At 39.4% G+C, this 20,735-nt stretch carries 19 protein-coding genes and 3 pseudogenes; 15 read left to right on the top strand and 7 right to left on the bottom strand.

Annotation, left to right across the window (positions count from 1 at the left end; translation table 11 throughout):
• Nucleotides 1-37 precede the first annotated feature (37 nt).
• The 3 genes from HFM85_RS04080 to HFM85_RS04070 all read left to right on the top strand — a co-directional run bounded on the left by HFM85_RS04080 (nt 38) and on the right by HFM85_RS04070 (nt 2,556).
• Entirely contained in the window at nt 38-592 is a 555-nt protein-coding gene (locus HFM85_RS04080; RefSeq protein WP_173737133.1) for an RNA polymerase sigma factor, read from the top strand.
• Nucleotides 565-1,668, top strand: a complete 1,104-nt coding sequence (locus HFM85_RS04075; protein ID WP_173736941.1) for a DUF4179 domain-containing protein — start codon at nt 565-567, stop codon at nt 1,666-1,668. Before HFM85_RS04080 ends, HFM85_RS04075 begins: the two co-directional genes overlap by 28 nt.
• 396 nt (nt 1,669-2,064) lie before the next feature.
• Nucleotides 2,065-2,556: a hypothetical protein gene (locus HFM85_RS04070; protein WP_173736942.1), complete on the top strand. Its 492-nt coding sequence runs from the start codon at nt 2,065-2,067 to the stop codon at nt 2,554-2,556.
• On the opposite strand, the gene HFM85_RS04065 is transcribed toward HFM85_RS04070, so the two are convergent.
• Together HFM85_RS04065 and tnpA are read right to left on the bottom strand one after the other, a co-directional pair.
• Nucleotides 2,521-3,777: an RNA-guided endonuclease InsQ/TnpB family protein gene (locus HFM85_RS04065; RefSeq protein ID WP_243251695.1), complete on the bottom strand. Its 1,257-nt coding sequence runs from the start codon at nt 3,775-3,777 to the stop codon at nt 2,521-2,523. The two genes, HFM85_RS04070 and HFM85_RS04065, sit on opposite strands and share 36 nt — an antisense overlap.
• A gap of 54 nt (nt 3,778-3,831) precedes the next feature.
• Nucleotides 3,832-4,242: pseudogene (tnpA, locus tag HFM85_RS04060) on the bottom strand (IS200/IS605 family transposase).
• Nucleotides 4,243-4,549: 307 nt separating this feature from the next.
• On the opposite strand from tnpA, the gene HFM85_RS04055 reads away from it, so the two are divergent.
• From HFM85_RS04055 to HFM85_RS04040, 4 genes are all read left to right on the top strand, one after another.
• Nucleotides 4,550-4,762 (top strand): hypothetical protein, encoded by a 213-nt coding sequence (locus tag HFM85_RS04055; RefSeq protein ID WP_173736943.1) that lies wholly within the window; start codon nt 4,550-4,552, stop codon nt 4,760-4,762.
• A gap of 217 nt (nt 4,763-4,979) precedes the next feature.
• Entirely contained in the window at nt 4,980-5,741 is a 762-nt protein-coding gene (locus HFM85_RS04050; RefSeq protein ID WP_243251703.1) for an Rpn family recombination-promoting nuclease/putative transposase, read from the top strand.
• A 129-nt stretch (nt 5,742-5,870) separates the two neighbouring features.
• Complete coding sequence (locus tag HFM85_RS04045; protein ID WP_173737136.1) at nt 5,871-6,338, top strand: flavodoxin; 468 nt, start codon at nt 5,871-5,873, stop codon at nt 6,336-6,338.
• 96 nt (nt 6,339-6,434) lie between these two features.
• Complete coding sequence (locus HFM85_RS04040; protein WP_173736944.1) at nt 6,435-6,620, top strand: hypothetical protein; 186 nt, start codon at nt 6,435-6,437, stop codon at nt 6,618-6,620.
• Nucleotides 6,621-6,698: 78 nt separating this feature from the next.
• Here HFM85_RS04040 and HFM85_RS04035 read toward each other — a convergent pair whose 3' ends face one another.
• Nucleotides 6,699-7,808, bottom strand: a complete 1,110-nt coding sequence (locus HFM85_RS04035; protein WP_173736945.1) for an adenosylcobinamide amidohydrolase — start codon at nt 7,806-7,808, stop codon at nt 6,699-6,701.
• 540 nt (nt 7,809-8,348) lie between these two features.
• Between HFM85_RS04035 and HFM85_RS04030 the strand changes: the two genes are divergently transcribed.
• From HFM85_RS04030 to HFM85_RS16830, 7 genes and pseudogenes are all read left to right on the top strand, one after another.
• The gene (locus HFM85_RS04030; protein ID WP_173736946.1) at nt 8,349-8,924 is read left to right on the top strand and encodes a hypothetical protein; all 576 of its coding nucleotides are present in this window, start codon (nt 8,349-8,351) and stop codon (nt 8,922-8,924) included.
• 105 nt (nt 8,925-9,029) lie between these two features.
• Nucleotides 9,030-9,551: a hypothetical protein gene (locus HFM85_RS04025; RefSeq protein ID WP_173736947.1), complete on the top strand. Its 522-nt coding sequence runs from the start codon at nt 9,030-9,032 to the stop codon at nt 9,549-9,551.
• Nucleotides 9,539-11,646: pseudogene (locus tag HFM85_RS16640) on the top strand (SpaA isopeptide-forming pilin-related protein); the annotation flags it as partial. The gene HFM85_RS04025 and the pseudogene HFM85_RS16640, both read left to right, overlap by 13 nt.
• A gap of 83 nt (nt 11,647-11,729) precedes the next feature.
• A complete protein-coding gene (locus tag HFM85_RS16835; RefSeq protein WP_347708354.1) occupies nt 11,730-11,798 on the top strand; it encodes a hypothetical protein in 69 nt (22 codons plus the stop codon).
• A 64-nt stretch (nt 11,799-11,862) separates the two neighbouring features.
• Nucleotides 11,863-12,333, top strand: a complete 471-nt coding sequence (locus HFM85_RS04015; RefSeq protein ID WP_173736948.1) for a helix-turn-helix domain-containing protein — start codon at nt 11,863-11,865, stop codon at nt 12,331-12,333.
• A gap of 130 nt (nt 12,334-12,463) precedes the next feature.
• Nucleotides 12,464-12,565 (top strand): putative holin-like toxin, encoded by a 102-nt coding sequence (locus HFM85_RS16170; protein WP_015524590.1) that lies wholly within the window; start codon nt 12,464-12,466, stop codon nt 12,563-12,565.
• 274 nt (nt 12,566-12,839) lie between these two features.
• A pseudogene (locus HFM85_RS16830) lies at nt 12,840-15,922 on the top strand (DNA methylase); the annotation flags it as partial.
• Nucleotides 15,923-16,092: 170 nt separating this feature from the next.
• On the opposite strand, the gene HFM85_RS03990 reads toward HFM85_RS16830, so the two are convergent.
• The 4 genes from HFM85_RS03990 to HFM85_RS03975 are packed head-to-tail and all read right to left on the bottom strand — an operon-like array spanning nt 16,093 to nt 19,368.
• A complete protein-coding gene (locus HFM85_RS03990) occupies nt 16,093-16,629 on the bottom strand; it encodes a nucleoside-triphosphatase (protein WP_015542408.1) in 537 nt (178 codons plus the stop codon).
• The gene (locus HFM85_RS03985) at nt 16,626-17,510 is read right to left on the bottom strand and encodes a class I SAM-dependent methyltransferase (RefSeq protein WP_173736953.1); all 885 of its coding nucleotides are present in this window, start codon (nt 17,508-17,510) and stop codon (nt 16,626-16,628) included. Before HFM85_RS03985 ends, HFM85_RS03990 begins: the two co-directional genes overlap by 4 nt.
• A gap of 12 nt (nt 17,511-17,522) precedes the next feature.
• Complete coding sequence (locus HFM85_RS03980) at nt 17,523-18,320, bottom strand: ABC transporter ATP-binding protein (protein WP_118515227.1); 798 nt, start codon at nt 18,318-18,320, stop codon at nt 17,523-17,525.
• A gap of 4 nt (nt 18,321-18,324) precedes the next feature.
• Complete coding sequence (locus tag HFM85_RS03975) at nt 18,325-19,368, bottom strand: FecCD family ABC transporter permease (protein WP_173736954.1); 1,044 nt, start codon at nt 19,366-19,368, stop codon at nt 18,325-18,327.
• A 169-nt stretch (nt 19,369-19,537) separates the two neighbouring features.
• Between HFM85_RS03975 and HFM85_RS03970 the strand changes: the two genes are divergently transcribed.
• Nucleotides 19,538-20,662 carry an ABC transporter substrate-binding protein gene (locus HFM85_RS03970; RefSeq protein WP_173736955.1) on the top strand — a complete coding sequence of 375 codons (1,125 nt, stop codon included), beginning with the start codon at nt 19,538-19,540 and terminating at the stop codon, nt 20,660-20,662.
• Nucleotides 20,663-20,735 lie beyond the last annotated feature (73 nt).

Here is a 20,735-nt window from a genome sequence, read left to right as displayed (position 1 = left end):
TATGAAATTAGCAGGATAATTTTGTGCATTTTTTCAAATTTGCTCATTTATAGTTATAAATTTATTTTTAGAAAGATCAGAAGATGCAATTCGCCAGGTAGAAGTAAAGTACGAAAAATTTTGCTTTAAGATTGCATGGAATATTTTATATAACACAGAAGATTCAGAAGAATGCGTAAATGATACGTGGCTGATAACGTGGAATAAGATTCCGCCTAAAACGCCAACAAAATTATCTGCATTTCTTGGAAAAATAACTAGAAATTTGGCATTGGACAATTTCAGAAAGAAAAATGCTTCAAAAAGAGCAGATACACATATGATGGATATTTGTGGTGAAGTGGAAAAACTGGAAAATACAATAAAGGATTATGTGGAAGAGGATATAAAGAAAAAGGAAATTTTGAATATTTTAGAAAAATTTTTAAGTAATTTAAAAGCAGGGGACAGGGATATTTTTGTCAGGCGATATTGGTATATGGATAATATTAAAGACATTGCAAAAAGACATGGATGCTCTGAGACTAAAATTAAATCCAGTCTTTTTCGAAGCAGAAACAGATTATGGGAAGAGGTGAAAGAAATCATATGAAAAAAGAAAACAATTTTTTGGATCTGATGGGAGAAATAGATGAAAAATTTGTTTACGAAGCTTCCTTGCTATGGAAAAAGCGAAATGTTAATTTGAAATTAAAATTAGCAAAGATTGCAGCAGCAGGAGTTGTAATAGCATTATTGATAGGAGGTTTGGGACATCCGCATGAGATAAAGGCGGCCTGGGAACAGATTACTTCGTGGATTCAAACTGCATTGGGGATTAATAAAAATGTAGAATCATATATAGATAGTGTTGGAAAAACGATTACTAAAAATGGAATTTCTATTACATTAGATGAAATTGCTGCTGATAAGGAGAATTTATGGGTGGCAATATCTGATAATATAAATGATTCAAAAGAAAAAGAGACTATTCTACTAACAGAAGTGGAGATAAATGGAAAAGCGGCACAGTTAGATGGAACATATGCTCTGGAGAAAAAGGAGAACGGAGCAGATGGTCAGGTTTGTCATTATAGGTTGGAAGATACAACTATTAAAGATAATACAGCAGATATAAAAATGAAAGTATGGTTATTTGATCCAACAGAAATGGATACTGCAGATACAGAAGATACGGATGACTATATTTTTGAATTTTCATCAAATTGGGAAGAACTGGAAAAGAATACCATAAATGTAAATGTGAATAAAAAAATAAAGATATCTCCAAATCAAAATCTGACGATTTCAAAAATGAACTTAAACGATTTGGCAAGTACAATTTATGGAAATTTGGATAATAAAGAATATGAAGATTATTATTTAATAGGAACCGACGATAAAGGAAATCAGGGGCTTTATAGAATGACAAATTATGGAGACACAGAGACTGTGTTTGAAGAAAGCAGAAATAATACAAAATATAAAGGAATTTCTCCAGATGCTAAAACGGTGACATTAGAATTATATGTAAATAAAGAAGAAAAAAACAGAACAACATATAAAAAATATGAAACTGGAACAGAAGATACTTACGGAGAAGGCGTAGGACGTGTTTATGAAAGTGATGAAGATCCTCTGGATTTATATAGCCCAGTGGAAGGAAAAATAGAAATTAAAATCAGATGACAAAAGAATAATTTAATCGAAGAGAGGGATGAGATACCGCAATTGGATATTTTTACTGTAGAGATAAAAAAAATAACAATAAAATGTTTGGTGGTACATTTAAAATTCGTATAAATAAAAATGGTAAAATTACATTTCCGTAAGTAATACGAGAAGTTGATTAAATCTTTGAAAATCGAAAATACAAAATATAGCAAAAGTGCGATTTACGCCAACAATATCTTGTGTTAATATGATTGTGAGATTTGTATTTGTATCTGTAAACACAGATAAGAAACGCTGGTTCCGGATCTGACCGGGAGTAAAACATTAAGGAGCCAAAAGCCTCCTGCCTTTGTAATAAATAAGGTCATTTAGAATGAAAATTTCTAAATGGCCTTTTTTTGTTGCAAAAATATGGCAGACAACAAGTACAGATCAGCAAATACGGAAAGGAGGATCACAAAAAAACACAAGGAAAAAGGATCTTTTGTAGCTGCGGATGAAAGGAAGACGATTGAGTTTGTTGATGTGACTGTCAAAAGCGAACCACATGAAAATAAAGCAGAAGAACTGGTTTTGTTTTTGGAACGTTATTATCAAAGCGGACTTAGCGAACAGGAAATACGAAAAGCAGTAAATTTAACTGCCATGCGGGTAAAAGAAAAAGCAGAAAAAATAGGAGCAAGGCTTGTACTTAACAGCAGTTATAAGAATGTTCTGGAAAATAAAAACTATGTTTTGACAAACTTTTATATGTACATTTCTGCATGTGAACTACTCGGCAACTTAGTTACCAGAGCATCTGAAATCTGGCGGGATACCGCCTTTTTTCAGGGTGCGTCCATGACACCAATACTGCTTGCCTTTCGGCTATACAGCTACTTTTATTACTTCTGGATTTTTTAGTCCGGTTATGGACAGTTCCTTCTGTTTTCCGGATACGGAAAGATATTTCCGCAGGATATTAAACGCGCCTACTGCATCTGCATTGTAGCTTACTCTGTCAGTTATATACATACCCCGTTCTTTTCGGTTTGTTGCTTCTGCATATCTTTTTGATACTTTCGGTGATAACGGACTGCACTGGCTGGTATAGCTTTCCTCCTGTTTTATCAATTGGATTCCATACAGTTTCAGCTTATATCCTAGCATGATATAAAGCCTGTTATATGGCAGTCCGTGAAACTTCTGGTTGACTTTATGCCCCATATCCTTCTCTTTACGGATATTTCGGATATCTCCCACAACCACACAGCGGATATCTTCTTTTCTGCAGTATTCTGCAATCCATCTGGTCACTTTATGAAGATAATCCTTCACTGTATTCTGCTTTTTTCTGTAAAGTCTCTGGATATGTTTCGATGATCCTGAATATCTTATCCCTCTTTCCGATTGCTGCGCATACCAGACAGACTGCACTCTGGCGATCTCTTTATGAAAGTATCTTTCTAATGAAAGATATTTCCTTCCAAGGATAAAAGTCCGGCCATTTCCGGAATCATAACAGGTCATCAGATTATGAAGTCCAGGATCAATAGATAAATAATGTCCATTCTGGAAAAGCTGCTCTGGTACTTCGATCTCGTAGATAACGATAAGGTCACATTTTCCGTTTTCCGGCGGATAAATCCGCAATTGTTTTATATGATCCATGTCCCTGAAAATCTTATTTTCAAGATGTAGAAATCTTTCATGGATCCCATAGGTTCCTTCCATATAGCTTTTCAGATCCTTTGGCAGAGACAGCCGCAGCTGGTCTGAACCTTTCTCATGCCGGATCCCCATCTGCATGTATGTGACCGGGATATTGTCCTGTTTAAAACGGGGCGGATTTGGATCTTTGATCCCTCCGGTCTTTTTCAGAACATAGAAAGATCTCCATGCTTTGTCCAGCTGCTTGCAGGTTTCCTGTGCTGTCTGTGACGGAAGCTGTCTGTACCACAGATCTCCTTTATGCGCTTTTTTCTGATAATACCAGTCAGGATACTTTTCCAGTCCCAGCTCTTTATAATGATGACGTTCGTAGTTGCAGACATTACAGAGTTTGGAAGCTGCATAACACATATGCCCTATGATATTGGAATATTCCGGCCGAATCTTTACAGATGTTCTGTGTGACAGCAGCATTCCTCTTCCCCCTTTGGACAGCTATGCAGATAGAGATCTACACTCCACCTTGGTTTAATACGACTTGCTCTGATGCTCAATATAACGGCGGATATTTTCCTCCGATACAGATCCGATCATTTCCACATAATAGGAATGGTTCCACAACTCTCCCTTCCATATCTGGTCTCTTATTTCCGGAAAACGTTCGAACAGTTTTCTGCCGGTGATTCCCTTCAGATACTTGACAATCGCTGTTATGGACAGTTTTGGTGGAGCTGATACAAAACAGTGGACATGAGCACCTTCACCACATTCAAATAAATGAACAGTAAAACCTTTATCCTCAGCGATCTGCTGCACCAGTTCCTTTAGATATTCCTCAATTTCTGGGTTTAATATCTTCCGCCGGTATTTCACCGATCACACCATATGGTAATTAATATTACACACACAAGTCCTGTAATGTATTAGATTTTCTTTCATACATATAGTATAACATAACAAGTAGAAATGCGCAATAAAAAAACGAACGTATTTTCGATTGATTATATGCCGGTTACGGAATTAATACCAAGGGATTGGGAGATTATTATATTATTTCAATATGCAGATATGCACAATCCTGCGCTTTCATCCCGGTAATTGAATTGCCAAGGATTCCCGCTTATTGTCCTAAAAATGGAAGCCAGTATCTGGACAGCCTTGGAGGGGTCGCTGGTGTCAGTGCTTCCGGAAGCTATACCTGCAATACATTTTTGCTGGAAGCAGAAGAGAGGAGAAAAGAGAGCTTATGAATATACGAAGAGCAGGAAGAAAAGTAGTAAAAAACCTACATAAAGAGTATGGCATATATCGGATCGGTTTTGTAAATATTTATGGTGAAGAAGATGAAACAGAATTGGACGCCATAAACATCAATGATCTGGAAAGATTATGGCTGTCTCTTTGTCCGGAATTTGAGTGCAAGGGAAACAGTGTATGCTATGTGGAACGGGTAGGTTAAAAAGCACCCGATACAACTCGGGGAAAAAGTGTCTTGTAAAGGTCATTCATTGATGCTAAGATAAAATAAACAAAAGCTTTTTCGAAAATTTCTTCATAACATAAAAAGAATAAAGTGGGAGGTGACAGCGAACGTGGCAGATGAAAAAATTGTGCCAGAGAACGGATTGGAAGTACGTTACGAAAGATATAAAGGTATTATTAAGAATTTTACACTCATGAGTGACATATTTATGAGAAATGTTTTCAAACAGAGAGAATGCCTGGAATATGTTCTGCAGGTCATTATGGAAAAACAGGATCTGCGAGTAATTGATCAGATCATCCAGAAGGATTATAAGAATCTGCAGGGACGATCTGCAATCATGGACTGTGTTGCCAGAGATTCCGAAGGCAAACAGTTTGATGTGGAGATCCAGCAGGATAATGAAGGTGCATCACCTAAGAGGGCACGTTACCATAGTGGTTTGATGGACATGAACACTTTAAATCCGGGTCAGGATTTTGATGAATTACCGGAAAGCTATGTGATCTTTATTACCAGGGATGACATCCTTGGGTATGACTTTCCTATTTACCATATTGACAGGCATATCAAAGAAGCCGATGATAGCTTTCAGGACGAAGCACATATTATATATGTGAATTCCAGAAAACAGGAAGACACAGAACTTGGGAGACTTATGCATGATCTGCATTGTAAGAATGCTGATGAAATGCACAGTCCGGTTCTTGCAAAACGGGTACATGAATTAAAAGACACGCAGAAAGGAGTTGAGCTTATGTGCCATGAGATGGAAAAAATCTACAGCGAGGGAATGGAAAGTGGGGAGAAACGTGGTGAACTCAAAAAAGCAAAAGAAACAGCACTTTCACTTGCAGAAATGGGTCTGCCTGTTGAAAAAATTGCAAAAGCTGTAAATCATAATGTGAATGAAGTCCAAAAATGGATTGATGAAAATTTATGTGCAATAAAATAAGAAACGCATTTATAAATGGGCAGGTCTGTTGGGCTTGCCCTGATTTATATAATATCGTGCTTAAGAGTAAATATCCAGTTATAATAGAGCAGTTATTCTGTATCAGAGTTGTAGAGACATCAGCCATAAATATATTGTATTAGAAAAGGAGCCAAAACATTAGTTATCTATTTTTCGCAGAAAGGAAAGACAAAAGAAGCTGCTGGACGGATCGCACAGCTTTCCGGGGCAGATCTGGCAGAGATTAAGACTTATAAATCTTACCGGATGTCTTATAGAAAAACGGTATTTACCGCATTAAAAGAAATTTTATTAAATGAGCGGCCAGAACTGGATATGGAGATTCCTGATATTTCTGCATACGACAGGATACTGATAGGAAGCCCGATCTGGTGTGGAACAATTCCAAATGCAGTATTCAGTTTTCTGGACAAGGTAAATCTGAATGGAAAAAAAGCAGCAATTTTTACAACCAGCGTAGCTACAGAACCACAAAAAATTGCGGTGAAGATCAAAAAGAAATATTCTGCAAAATGGTGCAGACCATTTAATGCGAACCATGCAACAGATGAAAATATCACAGATTGGTTAAAATAGTATGATCTCACAAACAGGAATGCGGATGAAATGCACAGTCCGGTTGTTGTAAAACGGGTACATGAATTAAAAGACACGCAGAATGGAGTTGAACTTATGTGCCATGAAATGGAAAAAATTTATAGCGAAGGAATAGAAAGCGGCGAACTAAAAAAAGCAAAAGAGACAGCTCTTTCTATGGCAGAAGAGGGGATGGATGTTAAGAAAATTGCCCGTTTGGTTAAAGTAAGCGAAGATGACATCCATAAATGGATTGATGAAAACATGTGTGTAGCGAAGTAAATAAAAATAATATTATAGTGGGTAAGTCGGTTTTCGACTTACCCATTTATATTAAAAGTTAGAAATTTTTAGCACTATCTAAATAGCAATATACAATAAAAGCAGATACATAAGCTGTTCTTTTAATGAAAAATGCAGCAATCCGGGCTGCTCCCATGCTTTTGCCGGATATGCTTTTTCAAAAAAGTCTCCATCTTTCCAATAGAGTCCATAAATTAGAAGACGTTTCCCCTCCCGGATAGCTTCCGGCTCCATAATCAACTCCCAACGAACCTGATCCATAAGGTGAAGATAAAGTGATACACATAGAACCAGGTTACTGGTACGATTGTGTGTAAGAAACTTCTGCTCCAATAATGAGGGCATTTCAAAAGAAATCTTAAAATCATTAAAAATTTTTCTGTATTCTATATAAAACTCCCATAAAGTAGCAGGTGTGATCTTATATCTTGCAGTGCGTGCAGATAAAAGAAATTGCCTCGGGCCAGAGGCCGCTGTTTGGTTAAGAAGAGCTTGTTTTACGGCAGATTTCACGGATTTTCCAATCAGTTCACCAAGTTTGGAATGTCCAGAAGCATCCGTAAGAGTTCTGGTACCACAAAGATTAGAAGCGATTACAATTCCATCAGTCCCAGAACCTGTTGCGATTTCTTCGGAATAGCAGCTTCCCAGTAATAACTGAGAAACAGCAGCAGCTTTCGATTCTCCACAAAGCATCAGTGCTCTGGACATTGCTGTATCAGTCAAATTCTGATTAATGAACAGAAAAATATTGATCGTTCCAGGAAGAGGCATTTCATAATTTCCATCCTCTTCGTAGTAAGAAGCGGGATCGCCGGGATGCATGCCATTGGAGTCAATTCCACCGGTCACAACAGCAGTTACCGTAAGATCCCGGAAGCATACTTCTTCTATAGCACGTAATTCAGTCCAGGCTGCGGTACTTAAGGCAGTAGTGCAGGAGGGTGAAAGACCAAGGGCGTGGACATGTGCAGCTAGATCTTTTTCATAAGTATCTCCAAGCATTTTACATTCATAAGAACCATTCATACAATTGATATTTACAGCATGAGAAAGGTGCCTTGTAAGGCCTCCGTTTAAAGGACTTGTGCTAAGAACTTTTGTTTTTTGTGAAAAAGTGAAGATGGTATTCCCCAATTTTTGCTCGCAGGTAAAAAATGTATTCATTACGTTTCCTTCTTGTATGTTTTTATTTATTTTATTAATATCTTTTGCTTACGTCAATTGAAAGTGCTATTTTCTATATACTTTCGGGGTATCAAAGGATATTGACTGGATGAAAGGGGAGGTTGATAGGACATTTAATGAAAATCAGATATAAAAAATGTATGTACAAAAGGTGAGAAATTGTCGTTATAAAACAATACTTTTATATAAGTACAAAATAGTCTAAAATCTCAAAAAAATAATTTTTTTAAATTTTTCAGCGCTAATGAGAAAAAGTATAATAATTCGCAAAAAAAGTTAGTTGCACTTAATAGCTATTAATGCAAGATTTTAAGGACCTATGTTATAATCATATTGCTGGAGCGCAGATCGCTCCAAAAAAAATCTCAGTGAGTTAGTCTTATAAAACCGACTAAGTCACTGAAAAAAGTAAAAATTAATTTGGTATTTACAGGATCAACCTGTGATACATAGATCTCAATATTTCAATGGCCATGAAATTGCAAATTATAAAAATGTACTTCAAGGAGGACAAGAATTATGAACAAGAAGAGCTTACTCAAGAAAATGAGCATCGTGGTAGCATCAGCAGCAATGGTGGTTACTGCACTTCCATTAACAGCAAGCGCTGCATCTTATAAGAGCGGAGATTACACAGCATCTGTAAATCTTTATGTTCCACGAGATCAGGCACCGCAGCATTTATATAATGCGTATCTGAATGATACAGCAATCCCGCCTAAAAATGCTGCAACAAATAACGTTACAGTACATATTTCCAGTGCTGGAGTGATTACTTTTAAGTTACCGATTAACAATACACAGTTAGGCATTAAAACATTAGGAACCGCAGATGGCGTGACTGCGAAACTTGAAGATGCTGGAGCTACTAACTGCACAAAGCATCCGGGAACAAGATATAATATTCTGGAAGCTTCAGTTGAGACTGAAAATGATGGAAACTCTTCTATCAGTCGTACATTTGAGACATCAGCCCTCCATGCGAAAATCACAAAAGAACTGATTGGCGGTCTTACAATCACACCATATGATAACAATTTTAATGCTAATCCGGTTTTACAGATTGATCTTCCAAGTGATTCAATCACAAAATAATTAATTAACAAAAATATAGGAGTTGCTGCATTAAGAAACATATGAAATAAGATGTTGTTAATTGAGGCAGTAACTCCTTTTTTTAGGATAGGATATGAGGTGAACATGAGAAAGAAATGGTTAGCATTATTGATGGTTGCTATGATGACAACAACTGCTATAGCACCATCTGTTTATGCAGAAGAATTAGAAGATTTTGAAATAGAAACAGATCAGGTAGATTCTGAAGAGAATGTAGATACAGAAGGCGAAATGGCTGAAGTACCCGATCTGGCAGATGAGGATATAGACATCGAGAAAGATGAATTTGAGGTAGAGGGGACGACCGCTTATTCGGATACAGATGTATTGGTATCTGAGGAAAATGATTTTACTTCTGATGAATTCTCTGATGGAACGGAGAATATAGAAGACGTACTTGCAGCTGGTGCAGAGGACAATTCAGCTCCTTATAGCAGTGTGGACAAACTTGAGAATGGCACTTATACAGTTACTGCCAATGTATATGTACCAGGTGAACTAAATAAAGTTTTGGTTGGCACTAATGCATTTCTTACAAATCCCAAATATCCTTTTGGATCTGGTGCTGACAAGGGAAAACCTACGACAGCGATAAGGTACTGGTAAAAGCAGACGAACTGCTTACAAAAGCGGTAACAGGTGAAGATGGAAAAGCTGTTTTTGAGCAGGATCTGCCATTTGGAATTTATTATATAAAAGAACTGGCAGCACCAGATGGTTTTGTATCTTCTGATGAGCTGATTGAGGTGACTGCGAAATATAAGGGACAGGAAGTAAAAACAGTAAAACTGGAAACCGTTTTTAAGAATGAGCCGACAACAACTGAATTTACAAAATCAGATATTACAACAGGTGTGGAACTTGACGGAGCAACACTGACGGTTTTGGATTCAGACGGAAAAGAAGTAGAAAAATGGACTTCTGTAAAAGGAAAAGCTCATGTAATAAAAAGACTCCATGTGGGAAAAACCTACACACTTCGGGAAGAGTTTGCACCATATGGTTATCTGCAGGCAGAGGAAGTGAAATTTACAGTTTCTGATACCGCAGAAATTCAAAAAGTAGAAATGAAGGATGCTGTTCCGGTTGGACGAATCATCATCAATAAAAAAGGCGAATTTGTCAAAGAAGTTACCTGGAAAGATATGCTGGCAGGTGGCATGGACGCAGCATTTGGCTATGTTACTGGTTCTCTGAAAGATGTTACTTTTGAAATTTATGCAGCGGAAGATATCAAGGTTGCAGATGGGGAAAGCAGTGATTATTATAAGAAGGACGAACTGGTAGCTACAATTACGACAGACGCTCTTGGATATGCAAGATCAGAAGATCTTCCTTTAGGCAAATACTATGTGAAGGAAAAAGAAACTGTAGATGGATATATTCTGGATGGGGAAATCAGAGAAGTTGATTTGACTTATCGTGATCAAAATACTCCGATTGTGACTTATGATGAGGACTGGCAGAATAACCGCCAGAAAGCAAAAGTAACTGTAGTTAAGAAAGAAAAAAATACGGACCGTGTTCTGGAAGGCGGAGTATTTGCACTTTATACAAAGAATGATATTTTAAATGCAGAGGGCGAAGTGATCCTGAAAGCAGATACCATGATTGAGCAGAAAGCTACAGATCAGGATGGAAGGATTGTATTTACGGCAGATCTTCCAATCAATGGCAGCTACTATGTAAAAGAAGTGCAGGCTCCTGCTGGATTTGTAACAACAGAAGAAATCAAGGAATTTGATTTTACTTATGCGGGAGAAGAGGTTCAGAAGTATCCTTTGAGTTCACTTATGAAGATGAGCCAACTACTTTTGAAATCACAAAATCAGATCTTACAACCGGGGAAGAATTACCAGGTGCAAAACTGAAAGTATCCGATCCAGAGGGAAACGTTGTGGATGAGTGGACTTCTGGAAGCACACCACACATCATTAAGGAACTGGAAGTTGGAAAGAAATATACATTAACGGAGACAATTCCTGCTGATGGTTATGCAACTGCAGAATCCATTACGTTTGTAGTAGAAAATACTGCAGATATACAGAAAGTAGAAATGCAGGATGATACAACAAAAATGTTGATCAGTAAGGTAGATATGACAGATGGATGCAGCGAGGTCAAAGATGCTAAGCTGTATATCCTTAATGAAAACCAGGAAGTTATGGAAAGCTGGACGTCGGGTGATCAGCCCCATTATGTGGAGAAACTTCCAATTGGTATTTATACATTATTGGAGGAAACAGCACCGAAGGGTTACATTGTGGCAAATAAAGTGACGTTTGAGATTAAGGACACCGGAGATATTCAGGGAGCTAAAATGGAAGATGAACAGGCAATGGGCAAGGTGATCTTAAATAAAACAGATAAAGATACCAAGAAGCCAATAAAAGGTGTAGAATTTGCCTTTTGTGACAGTAAAGGTAAAGTTCTGGAAACTCTGGTAACAGATAGTGCCGGCCATGCAGAATCAAAGAATTATCCGATTGCGACTTTTAAGAATGGGCAGTATAAAAAAGCAATTACATATATCCTGAAAGAAACAAAAACACTGGATGGCTATCAGTTGGATGAAACAGAGCATAAGATTCAGTTTGAGTATGTCGATGACCATACTCCTGTGATTGAATACACTCTGAATTTGACAAATGAGAAAGCTCCGGAAAAGGATACTCCGGAAACATCAGAAAATCAGGGAGGCAGCACTCCTGTTTCCATGGTTCTGATGCGACTTCCGTATCCAATTCACCAAAAACAGGAGATAACACAAATATTGCTATTTTTGTGCTGGCTCTTGCGGTATCAGCAGGATGCCTGGGAACTGTAGTGGCAGTCAGAAGAAAACGTAAATAATAATAGAATAAGGTTCTGGGGCTGTGTGGTTACTGCACAGCCTCATTTTGAAAAGGAGAAGAAATTGAAATTAGGAGCAAGAATAAGAAAAATCCGTATGTTTCGCAAGCTAACGCAAAAAGAACTGGGGCGCAGGTTAGGGTATGGAGAAAATAGTGCAGATGTGAGAATTGCTCAATATGAAAGAGGACAGCGTACACCGAAGCAGGAAACGCTTATCCGGATAGCAGAAATATTGGAAGTTGATGTCCGGAATTTTTTAAGTCCTGGAATTGCGACAATGGACGAATTAATGGAAACTTTATTCTGGATGGATGAAGAAAATAGAGGGCTTTTTCATCTGTTTCTGCTAAATGATTCAGAAAGTGAAACAGTTGGAATCACAATGAGGGATAAAAAAACAATGTCTTATCTGCAGGAATGGATGGGGAAAAAGCAGAAACTGGGCGATGGAAGAATTACAGAAGAGGAATATCTGGAATGGAAACTGCATTGGCCAGAGGATAAACAAAAAACAGAATATAAAACCGTATGAAGTAAAAAGGAATTGCTTTGCGGAGAGTTACCTGTTAGAATATTACTGGAGTAACCGTGTACAGGGTTGGTAAAAACCTCCTGGATTTTCAGATCCCGTTAAGGGATACAGAAGAAGGGAGGTGGAGCGAATGGATACATACGAAGTCTTGAGCTTATTGTTCTTAGGCGGTACGTTTCTGATTGCTTTGCTTGCCTATTTGGATAATAGGGACAACAAGCGAAAAAAATAGCCTACCCTGTCTGCCAACAGGATAGGCAGCTCTCTTTGAGAGCAAAATAAATTAAAACCTAATCCAGGAGCATCCACCTTGTGGGCGGTTACTCTTTTCAATTAGAATATAGCATTTTCTCTCCGAAAAGTAAAGTACATTTTATGCAGCCAATTCTAAAAAGAGAGGGCTGTTTTTTTATTGACAGGAGGGAAGTTAAATGTCTAAACTACAGGACATCCGAAACTTGGTACAGGAACATGCCGTATCAGTAAGCAGTTCGCCAGGGAATTGAATGGATTATATGAATACAGCATCAAGATTATATCGGTATTCTTTTTCTGATCAGCTTCTGATTCATGCACAGCGTCCAGACGCAACAGCCTGTGCATCGCTGGAACTATGGAATGAAAAGATGTTACGCTGGGTAAATCGTGGTGCAAGAGGAATTGCCCTGTTTGATGAAACCTGGCAGAATACCAAACTTCGTTATGTGTTTGATATTTCGGATACCCACATGGTAGCCGGAGGCAGAAGCCCGTATCTTTGGCAGATGCAGGAACAACAGAGAGAAGAGATCCTCACCCATCTGGCAGAGGTCTATGCTCTGGAAGAAAAGGATACAGCAACCCTGCAGGACGCATTAATGGCAGTAGCAAGGGAAATGGTCAGTGATAATCTGGAGGAGTACCTGGATGGGTTGGAATATGCGGTAGAGGACACTTATCTTGAGGATCTGGATGAGGTGACGATCCGCAGTGATTTCCGTCAGCTGACAACAGACAGTGTTTACTATATGCTTTCCAGGCGATGCGGGCTTGACCCGACGGAATTTCTGGAAGAAGAGGACTTCATGCATATCACAGATTATAACCGTCTGTCTGTTCTCACCTTCCTTGGAAATGCGGCAAGCCAGCTCAGTGAGAGTATTCTGATTGATATTGGAAAGACCGTACATAAAATTTCTCTGGAAGAAGCGAGAAAAGAGGTTGAAAATTCCAATGAAAGGAATTATAATAACTTTACCACGTTAATGTATGAAACTAAAAACCGGGATGCAGAAGCGAAAAAAGAAGAAAATATTGAAAATGAAGGAGGAACCGATTATGGAACTGACATATCATCGCAAGGGAGATTACCTGTTTCCGAACCTGACCGTAGAGGAGGAAGAAGTGACGATCGGGAAATACGGGATGCTACGGAGGAGCTTTCTGAAGGAACACAAGAACAGCCTGTATCAGAGCCTGTTCCTGACAGGGAAGCTGAACAGCCATCTGGAACAGATCGAGAAAGCAGCACAGGAGAGAATGGACAGCCAGATGGAGAAATTACTGGAGAAGAATCCGGCACCGGACAAGGAAGCAGATCCGATAGCATGGACAGCACACATGAACGCATTGATGGTAACAGTGGAAGAGAGCATCTTGACGGAATTGGTATACAGTTAGTCGAAGATACAAGAGAAGATGGATTGAGTAAAGCAGAGGAAGAAATCGCCTCTGCTTTATCTTTGCCCGAATATCCAACTGCAAATGAACAAAGACGGCAGATCGAGGAAAGAGCAGCAGCCCTTTATGCCGGAGAAATCCCGATTCCAGAAAGCGTTGTCGACGAGATCTTACGGACAGGAGGAAACCGGGCGGGCAGTCAGCTTCGTATCATCTACAATTTTATGAGCGAACAGGCCCCGGAGGAATATACGGAGTTTGTGAAGCGTGAATACCGCAAAGGTGGAAAAGGCTTTCAGATTGATGGAAATGAATATTCGGTCTGGTTTGATGAAACTGGGATGCAGATCGCAGTGGGGCATACGGTCACAGACCAGATTTTAGATAAGGCATTTTTATCATGGGAAGATGTCAGCGGACGTATCCATCAGCTTTTAGATCAGGGTGAATATGCACCGCAGTCTGTATTGGATGCGGCAAGAAGTAATGCAGTAAAAGAACACGCCCAGGCTCTTGCCTATATGAAAGGGGATATGGCAGAAGGAGTAGCGGAGATTGTTTTTGATGAGGATGATTTACCACATCTTCACAGTATCTATCCGGAGATCACGGATTATCTGGAAGAAAAGCTGGAAGATCCACAGTGGCTTTCGGAACTGAATGAAAGACTGGATGCACTGGCAGAAGCCTATGAAGAAAATCATTCCATTATGCGTTTCCATCATTATAATCCTATAAATATCTCAAAACAGTTTCAGAAGTTTGCGGATGAGGTCATCCCTTATCAGGCAAGAGACGGGTTTGCATGGAAAGAGCATCCGATGTTCATTACGCAGGATGAGATTGATGTTTTTCTTGCAGGAGGTGGAGCGTATTCGCAGGGCAGGCTTAGGACATATTCCTTTTATCTGCTGCATGAGGATGAAAGATCGAGGACAGGTTTTATCAAGGAACAGTATGGGATCGGTGGAAGCAGTCATGCACTGTCTGGTGCCGATGATTCACACGCAAATTATGATGGAAAAGGATTGTTTCTTGCAAGAGGTGCTTATGGGAATCCACATACGTCAGTTTTATTATCCTGGAATAAAGTTGCAAATAGAGTAGCTTATCTGATAAAGAATGACCAGTTCCTGCAGGCAGAAGATTATGCTCGTATGCCGGAATATGAACGGGAACAGATGGCGAACAAGGTACTCCGCTTTTAGGACCGTCTTCCGGAAGAGATAGACAGACCATTTACGGATGATTTCTTCTGGGAAAAACCTGGAAAAGAAATGGTGGCAGTTTTAGAGAATCCAGAGCAGACAGAAGAACTGTTACAGAAGATGGATGCAGCATTGGCAGTTCTGCCATTAGATTTTGAGGCATATGGGACAAACTACCAGCAGAAAACAGAACTTCTTTCAGAACTTCACCAGTATGCAGAAGGAACCTATACGATTTTCCCGACACCGGAAGCAGAACCGTCTTTTGCGGAACCATCCGGGCACCAGATGACCATGTTTGATTTTTTGGATACGAAGGCAGTGACAGAACCGACCGTAGTAGATATGTCAGATGTGGAGGAAATAGAAGAGGAATAGGTTACTGCCAAAGAAGATATTCCGGAAAGTCAGGAACAGGAAAAAGCCGTGATAGAACCACACAACTTCCGTATCCAGGATAATGACCTTGGTGCAGGCGGTCCGAAAGCAAAGTATAAGACAAATATGGAAGCCATTTATTTGTTACAGACTTTGGAGAAAGGTTACAGAATTTGGAGAAAGAAGAACGTCTGGCAACACCCGAAGAACAGGAAATCTTATCCCGTTATGTTGGTTGGGGTGGCATCCCGCAGGCATTTGAAGAGAATAACAGCAGCTGGGCAAATGAGTATCTGGAGTTAAAGAATACCTTAGTCTCAATGTTAGATTACTACACCGAAAGGTGTGTCACTTGCTAAGTTGATTGAACCGCCGTGTACCGAACGGTACGCACGGTGGTGTGAGAGGTCGAAATATCTCATTCACAAGATGAGATATTTCTCCTACTCGATTTACTTGACAAAGCTACTTGACCCTTTGGTTAGTTCCGAACGCATAGCCCCGGGAGTAATTATTAAGGAGATGAGATTTTATATTGAATGTGATTAAGTAAAGAGCAATCATTTCGATTGTCTTCAGAAATTATAATGATTTCTACCTTTGGGTGATTTACGATTTCAGGCCAGAAAGATTCTGCAGGTTCTTGCAATACCCCTAAAATGGGAGTCTGCCCATCCAAAAGGTTTAGGATTTTTCTCCGAAATAAAGCTGCGTCTGCTTCATGTGGACCAAGCTCATCCATAACAATTAAAGAGCAGTCAGAACACATGGAAAGAATATTGCATCCAAGGCGATCAAAGGTATCGGCAGTGTGTTCATCTGTTTTTCCGCATAAAAACAAAAGATTAGATTCGTTTGGGAGCTCCTTCTCTTTTAGATGGTACATATGAACTGAATACTGATCCTTCAGATAGTTTTTTGTGCGGACAGTCAGGAATCCATCAGAGGTTTTCTTATAATCATCTAATATCTTTTGGATCAATGTAGATTTTCCAATGTGTTTTTTACCAGTTAAAAATATATGTTGAGTCATAGTAAAGTCCCATTTCATTTTATAATAGTTCTATAGTCAGGTCGTATTGTTTTGTTTCGAACATCCCAGAGAATTCTTCCATAAGTGGAATCAGTTATTTCCTTGATCTGCCCATCTTTGTTTAAGTGAGATTGAATCCATTGCATGATTTTATTTGCGTTTTCCTGTGTATATTCTTCAGAAGGAAGCATGTGCTCCATGAGGGAATCAATATATTGTTCATCCGGAGTTACCCAGGTTTCACGATGGAGTTTTTCATAGCTTGTTTCAGGATTATATCCAAGCAGAAATAATATATTGAAAAGAGAGAAAAACCATCGCCCATTCCATTGGGGTGCTGTTTGTTTGCCAAATACTTCCTGTAAGATCTGTTCCCTGAGTGAATTTCGTCTGTCAAGATGCGTGATATTACAGCACCATGCCCTGCTCATTTCCATAGATTTTATCAGTCCGTCCATATTGTGGATTGCAGGTGTCATGGAACTGAATACCAAATCAAATGCATGCGTATACCCCGATTTATCAATATCTAATGTCTGAAAATTACATGTATAGAGTATAGCGTTATTTAAGCCTTCATTTTGGATATGTTCCATTCCGTGTTTAACCATTTTATCAGAAATATCCAGCCCCACTACTTTGTGTACATATTTGGCAAATGCAGCAGCAAACCGTCCGGGACCGCATCCAATATCTGCGACATCATAATTTTTTTCAAGAAGTCCTTTGAAATCCAGGTAGTTTATTGCGCTGATGACACGTTCATCACCTTTTTCTTTCTTTTTGCGTGCGTCCTCCCAAAAGTCTGCACGTTTATTCCATCTTTCTATAGCCCGCTCAGGTAATTCTGCAGGCTCAGATTCCTGCAGAGAAATAAAATAATCCAATATAGAGTCCATGTATCATTTCTCCTAAAATGCTTTTGGTGAGCTATTTACCGGTAAACAGATAGTTCGTTCACGGCCATAGCGGTCGTGTGTAGTTATCACATCCATTTCAATATCGTAAACAGATTGTAAGGTTTCAGATGTAATGATTTCTTTGGGAGAGCCGAATCCCATAACCTTTCCGGATTTCATGAGAAGAACTTTGTTTCCCACGGAAAAGGGATGCTCAGGACTATGTGTTGACATAATAATGCAATAGCCCTGATTGGCCAGCCCTGAAATTACTTCCATGAGAAGCTGATGATTGGCATAATCCAGATTGGCGGCTGGCTCGTCCATGATGAAGATTTTTGCAGACTGACAGATTGCACGGGCAATTAAAACCAATTGCCTTTGTCCTCCGCTTAAGGAAGTATATTTCCTGTTGGCAAGAGGCAGGGCATTTACTTTCTCCAAGGCAGCAAAAGCTGCTTCCTGATCAGGCTCTTTTGGGGTTTCAAATGCGGAGAAATGAGAAGCACGCCCCATAATTACCATATCAAGAACTGTATAGGCAAATACAGGGGAATGATATTGGGGAATATATGCAATCATATTTGCCAGTGTTTTGGTTGTAAAGTCACTAATATTTTTTCCGGCTATCTTTATTTTTCCATTAGAAACAGGAAGGGAACCTAATATCATGCGGAACAGAGTGGTCTTTCCGCAACCATTAGGGCCAAGCAGACAAAGCACATCACCATAGTCTGCGCTGCAGCTGATACCCTTTAAAATATCACCATTGCCGTAACCGCCAAAAACATTTTCAATTTCCAGAAGCATATAATTACGTGCGCTCCTTTCGTTTGATGATAAGATAGATAAAGAAGGGGGCGCCCATGATACTTGTGACAACGCCAAGTGGAAGTTCCATGGACAAAAGGGAACGGGAAATATCATCAACAAGTATCAGGTATCCGCCGCCAAGGATCGCACTTGCAGGTATCAGCCTTCTGTAATCAACACCAACCAGTGCACGTGCCAGATGGGGGATCATCAGCCCGACCCATCCGATCAATCCTCCAAGACAGACTGCAGCGGCGCTGAGTAATGTGGAAGCGACTATAAAAATCAGACGATATTTACGCACATTGATTCCTAAACTTTTGGCTTCTTCTTCATCCAAAGTCAGCAGATTGATCTGCCATCGAAAAATAAAAATCAGACTTAATCCAATGATCATTGGAAGAACACTCCAGCAAAAGGATTTGGTTGTGGTTTTGGTTAAGCTGCCCATAAGCCAGAAAGTAATTTGCTGGAGAACATCATTGGGGTCTGCCACATATTTGATCATTGTGACACCGGCATTGCAGAGTGACATGATCATAGTTCCGGTCAGAACAAGACTGAGGGTCTGGGAATGTGCGGATTTTCGGCTGATAAGATAGGATGCGGCTACTGCGGCCACACCACCTGCAAAAGCAGAAAGCTGAATCATCCAGTTGGAAGCTCCGTTTAAAATTGCAAAAGCAGCTCCGAGACTTGCACCGGAAGAAACTCCAAGGATATCAGGAGATACCAGTGGATTGCGAAACATTCCCTGATAGGTTGCACCTGCTACCGAGAGGGAAGCACCAATAAATAAAGCAGACAGAATACGGGGCAGACGGATATTCCAGAATATGGTAACTGCCTGGGGTAAAATATCTCCTTTAAAACCAAATTTTGATAAAAATGCATTTAGTACCTGCACTGGTGTAAGCGGATAATATCCCACCCAGAATGAGAGTACTATAATGATAAACAAAAGTACCAGCATAACCGCCAACAGCAGAACATATCGTCTTTGTCGGGCAGCGGCGGCATTTTTTTCATTAGCTGTCAGATTCATAATCATTCATCCTTGTAACTTGACTAATCAAATTTACGGTGTTATACTCAGAAAAACCGAATTGTTTTCAAAAACTATTCACATATACATTATAATACTTAAAAATTGTATAGTCAATTTCAATAAGCGTCAATTATGAGTAATGCGGAGAAAAGAAAGGAGAGAGTTTATGAAAAAGCACAGACAACTTTTGGCTCTGCTTATATGTCTGGTGATGTCAGTCAGTCTTTTAACAGGATGTTCTGAAACGAAAGCTGCTACTGAAGAGCCGACGCAGAGTGCGGAGCAGGATGCCACGCAGGAAACTGCTGAAACCCGTGAGATCACAGACATGGCAGGAAGAAAAGTAACTGTCCCAGCAGCAGAAAATATTGAATCTGTTTTTTCAGCAGGTCCGGTAGCTGCAATTTTTCTGTATATGGTTGCACCGGATAAGCTTCTTGGGTGGAATTATGAACTGAATGATGTTGAGAAATCTATTATTCTGGACAAATATCAGGATCTTCCTAATTTTGGAATGGGTGATGCTGTCAATTATGAAGCAGTAATTGCTGCCAATCCTACAATTGCTATTAATAGTGGAAAGATTAATGATGCAATGGTTTCTGATTGCGATGCGTTATCAGAAAGCCTTGGAATTCCGGTTGTTGCAGTAGACAACGAGCTTAATAATTCTGCAGAAGCTTTTCGTTTTATGGGCGAACTTCTTGGTGTAGAAGATCATGCAGAAGAGCTTGCCCAGTATGCGGAGCAGGTATTTACTGATATTAATGCACTTTCAGATATTCCAGAAGAAAAGAAAGTCAGTGTATACTTCGGTAATGGAGAGGATTCACTGGAAACTGCACCCAGGGGATCCCAGCATGCACAGATTCTTGATGTCATCAATGCAGTCAATGTTGCAGATCTGGAATTGGGAGATGGATCTCGTGTTCAGATTTCAGCAGAACAGCTTCTTGCATGGGATCCGGATGTGATTGTTGTAAATGGTGAACCAAAGGCAGATAAAAGCGGAAGTTCTGCAGCAGAAGATATCCTGAGCAATCCTGATTATGCTTCATTAAAAGCAGTACAGGACCAAAAGGTTTATGGAACTCCGAATGCACCGTTTAGCTGGGTGGATCGTCCGGCAGGACCAAATCGTCTGATCGGTATGCGATGGTTCTCAGCATTGATTTATCCGGAATATATTAAATGTGATATCAATGAAGAAATACATAAATTTTTCGATCTTTTTTATCATGTTGATCTGTCCGATGAACAGTTGGAAAATGTTCTGAAAGGAACTTTATAAAGGTTAGGCATGGACGTGAAAAAGGGCTATACAATAAATAAACGAAAAAGAAACGCTGGTTCCGGTAAATACC

Source organism: Blautia schinkii, from assembly GCF_013304825.1.
Lineage (GTDB): Bacteria > Bacillota > Clostridia > Lachnospirales > Lachnospiraceae > Blautia_A > Blautia_A schinkii_B.
This window is presented reverse-complemented; position numbering and strand designations above follow the sequence as displayed.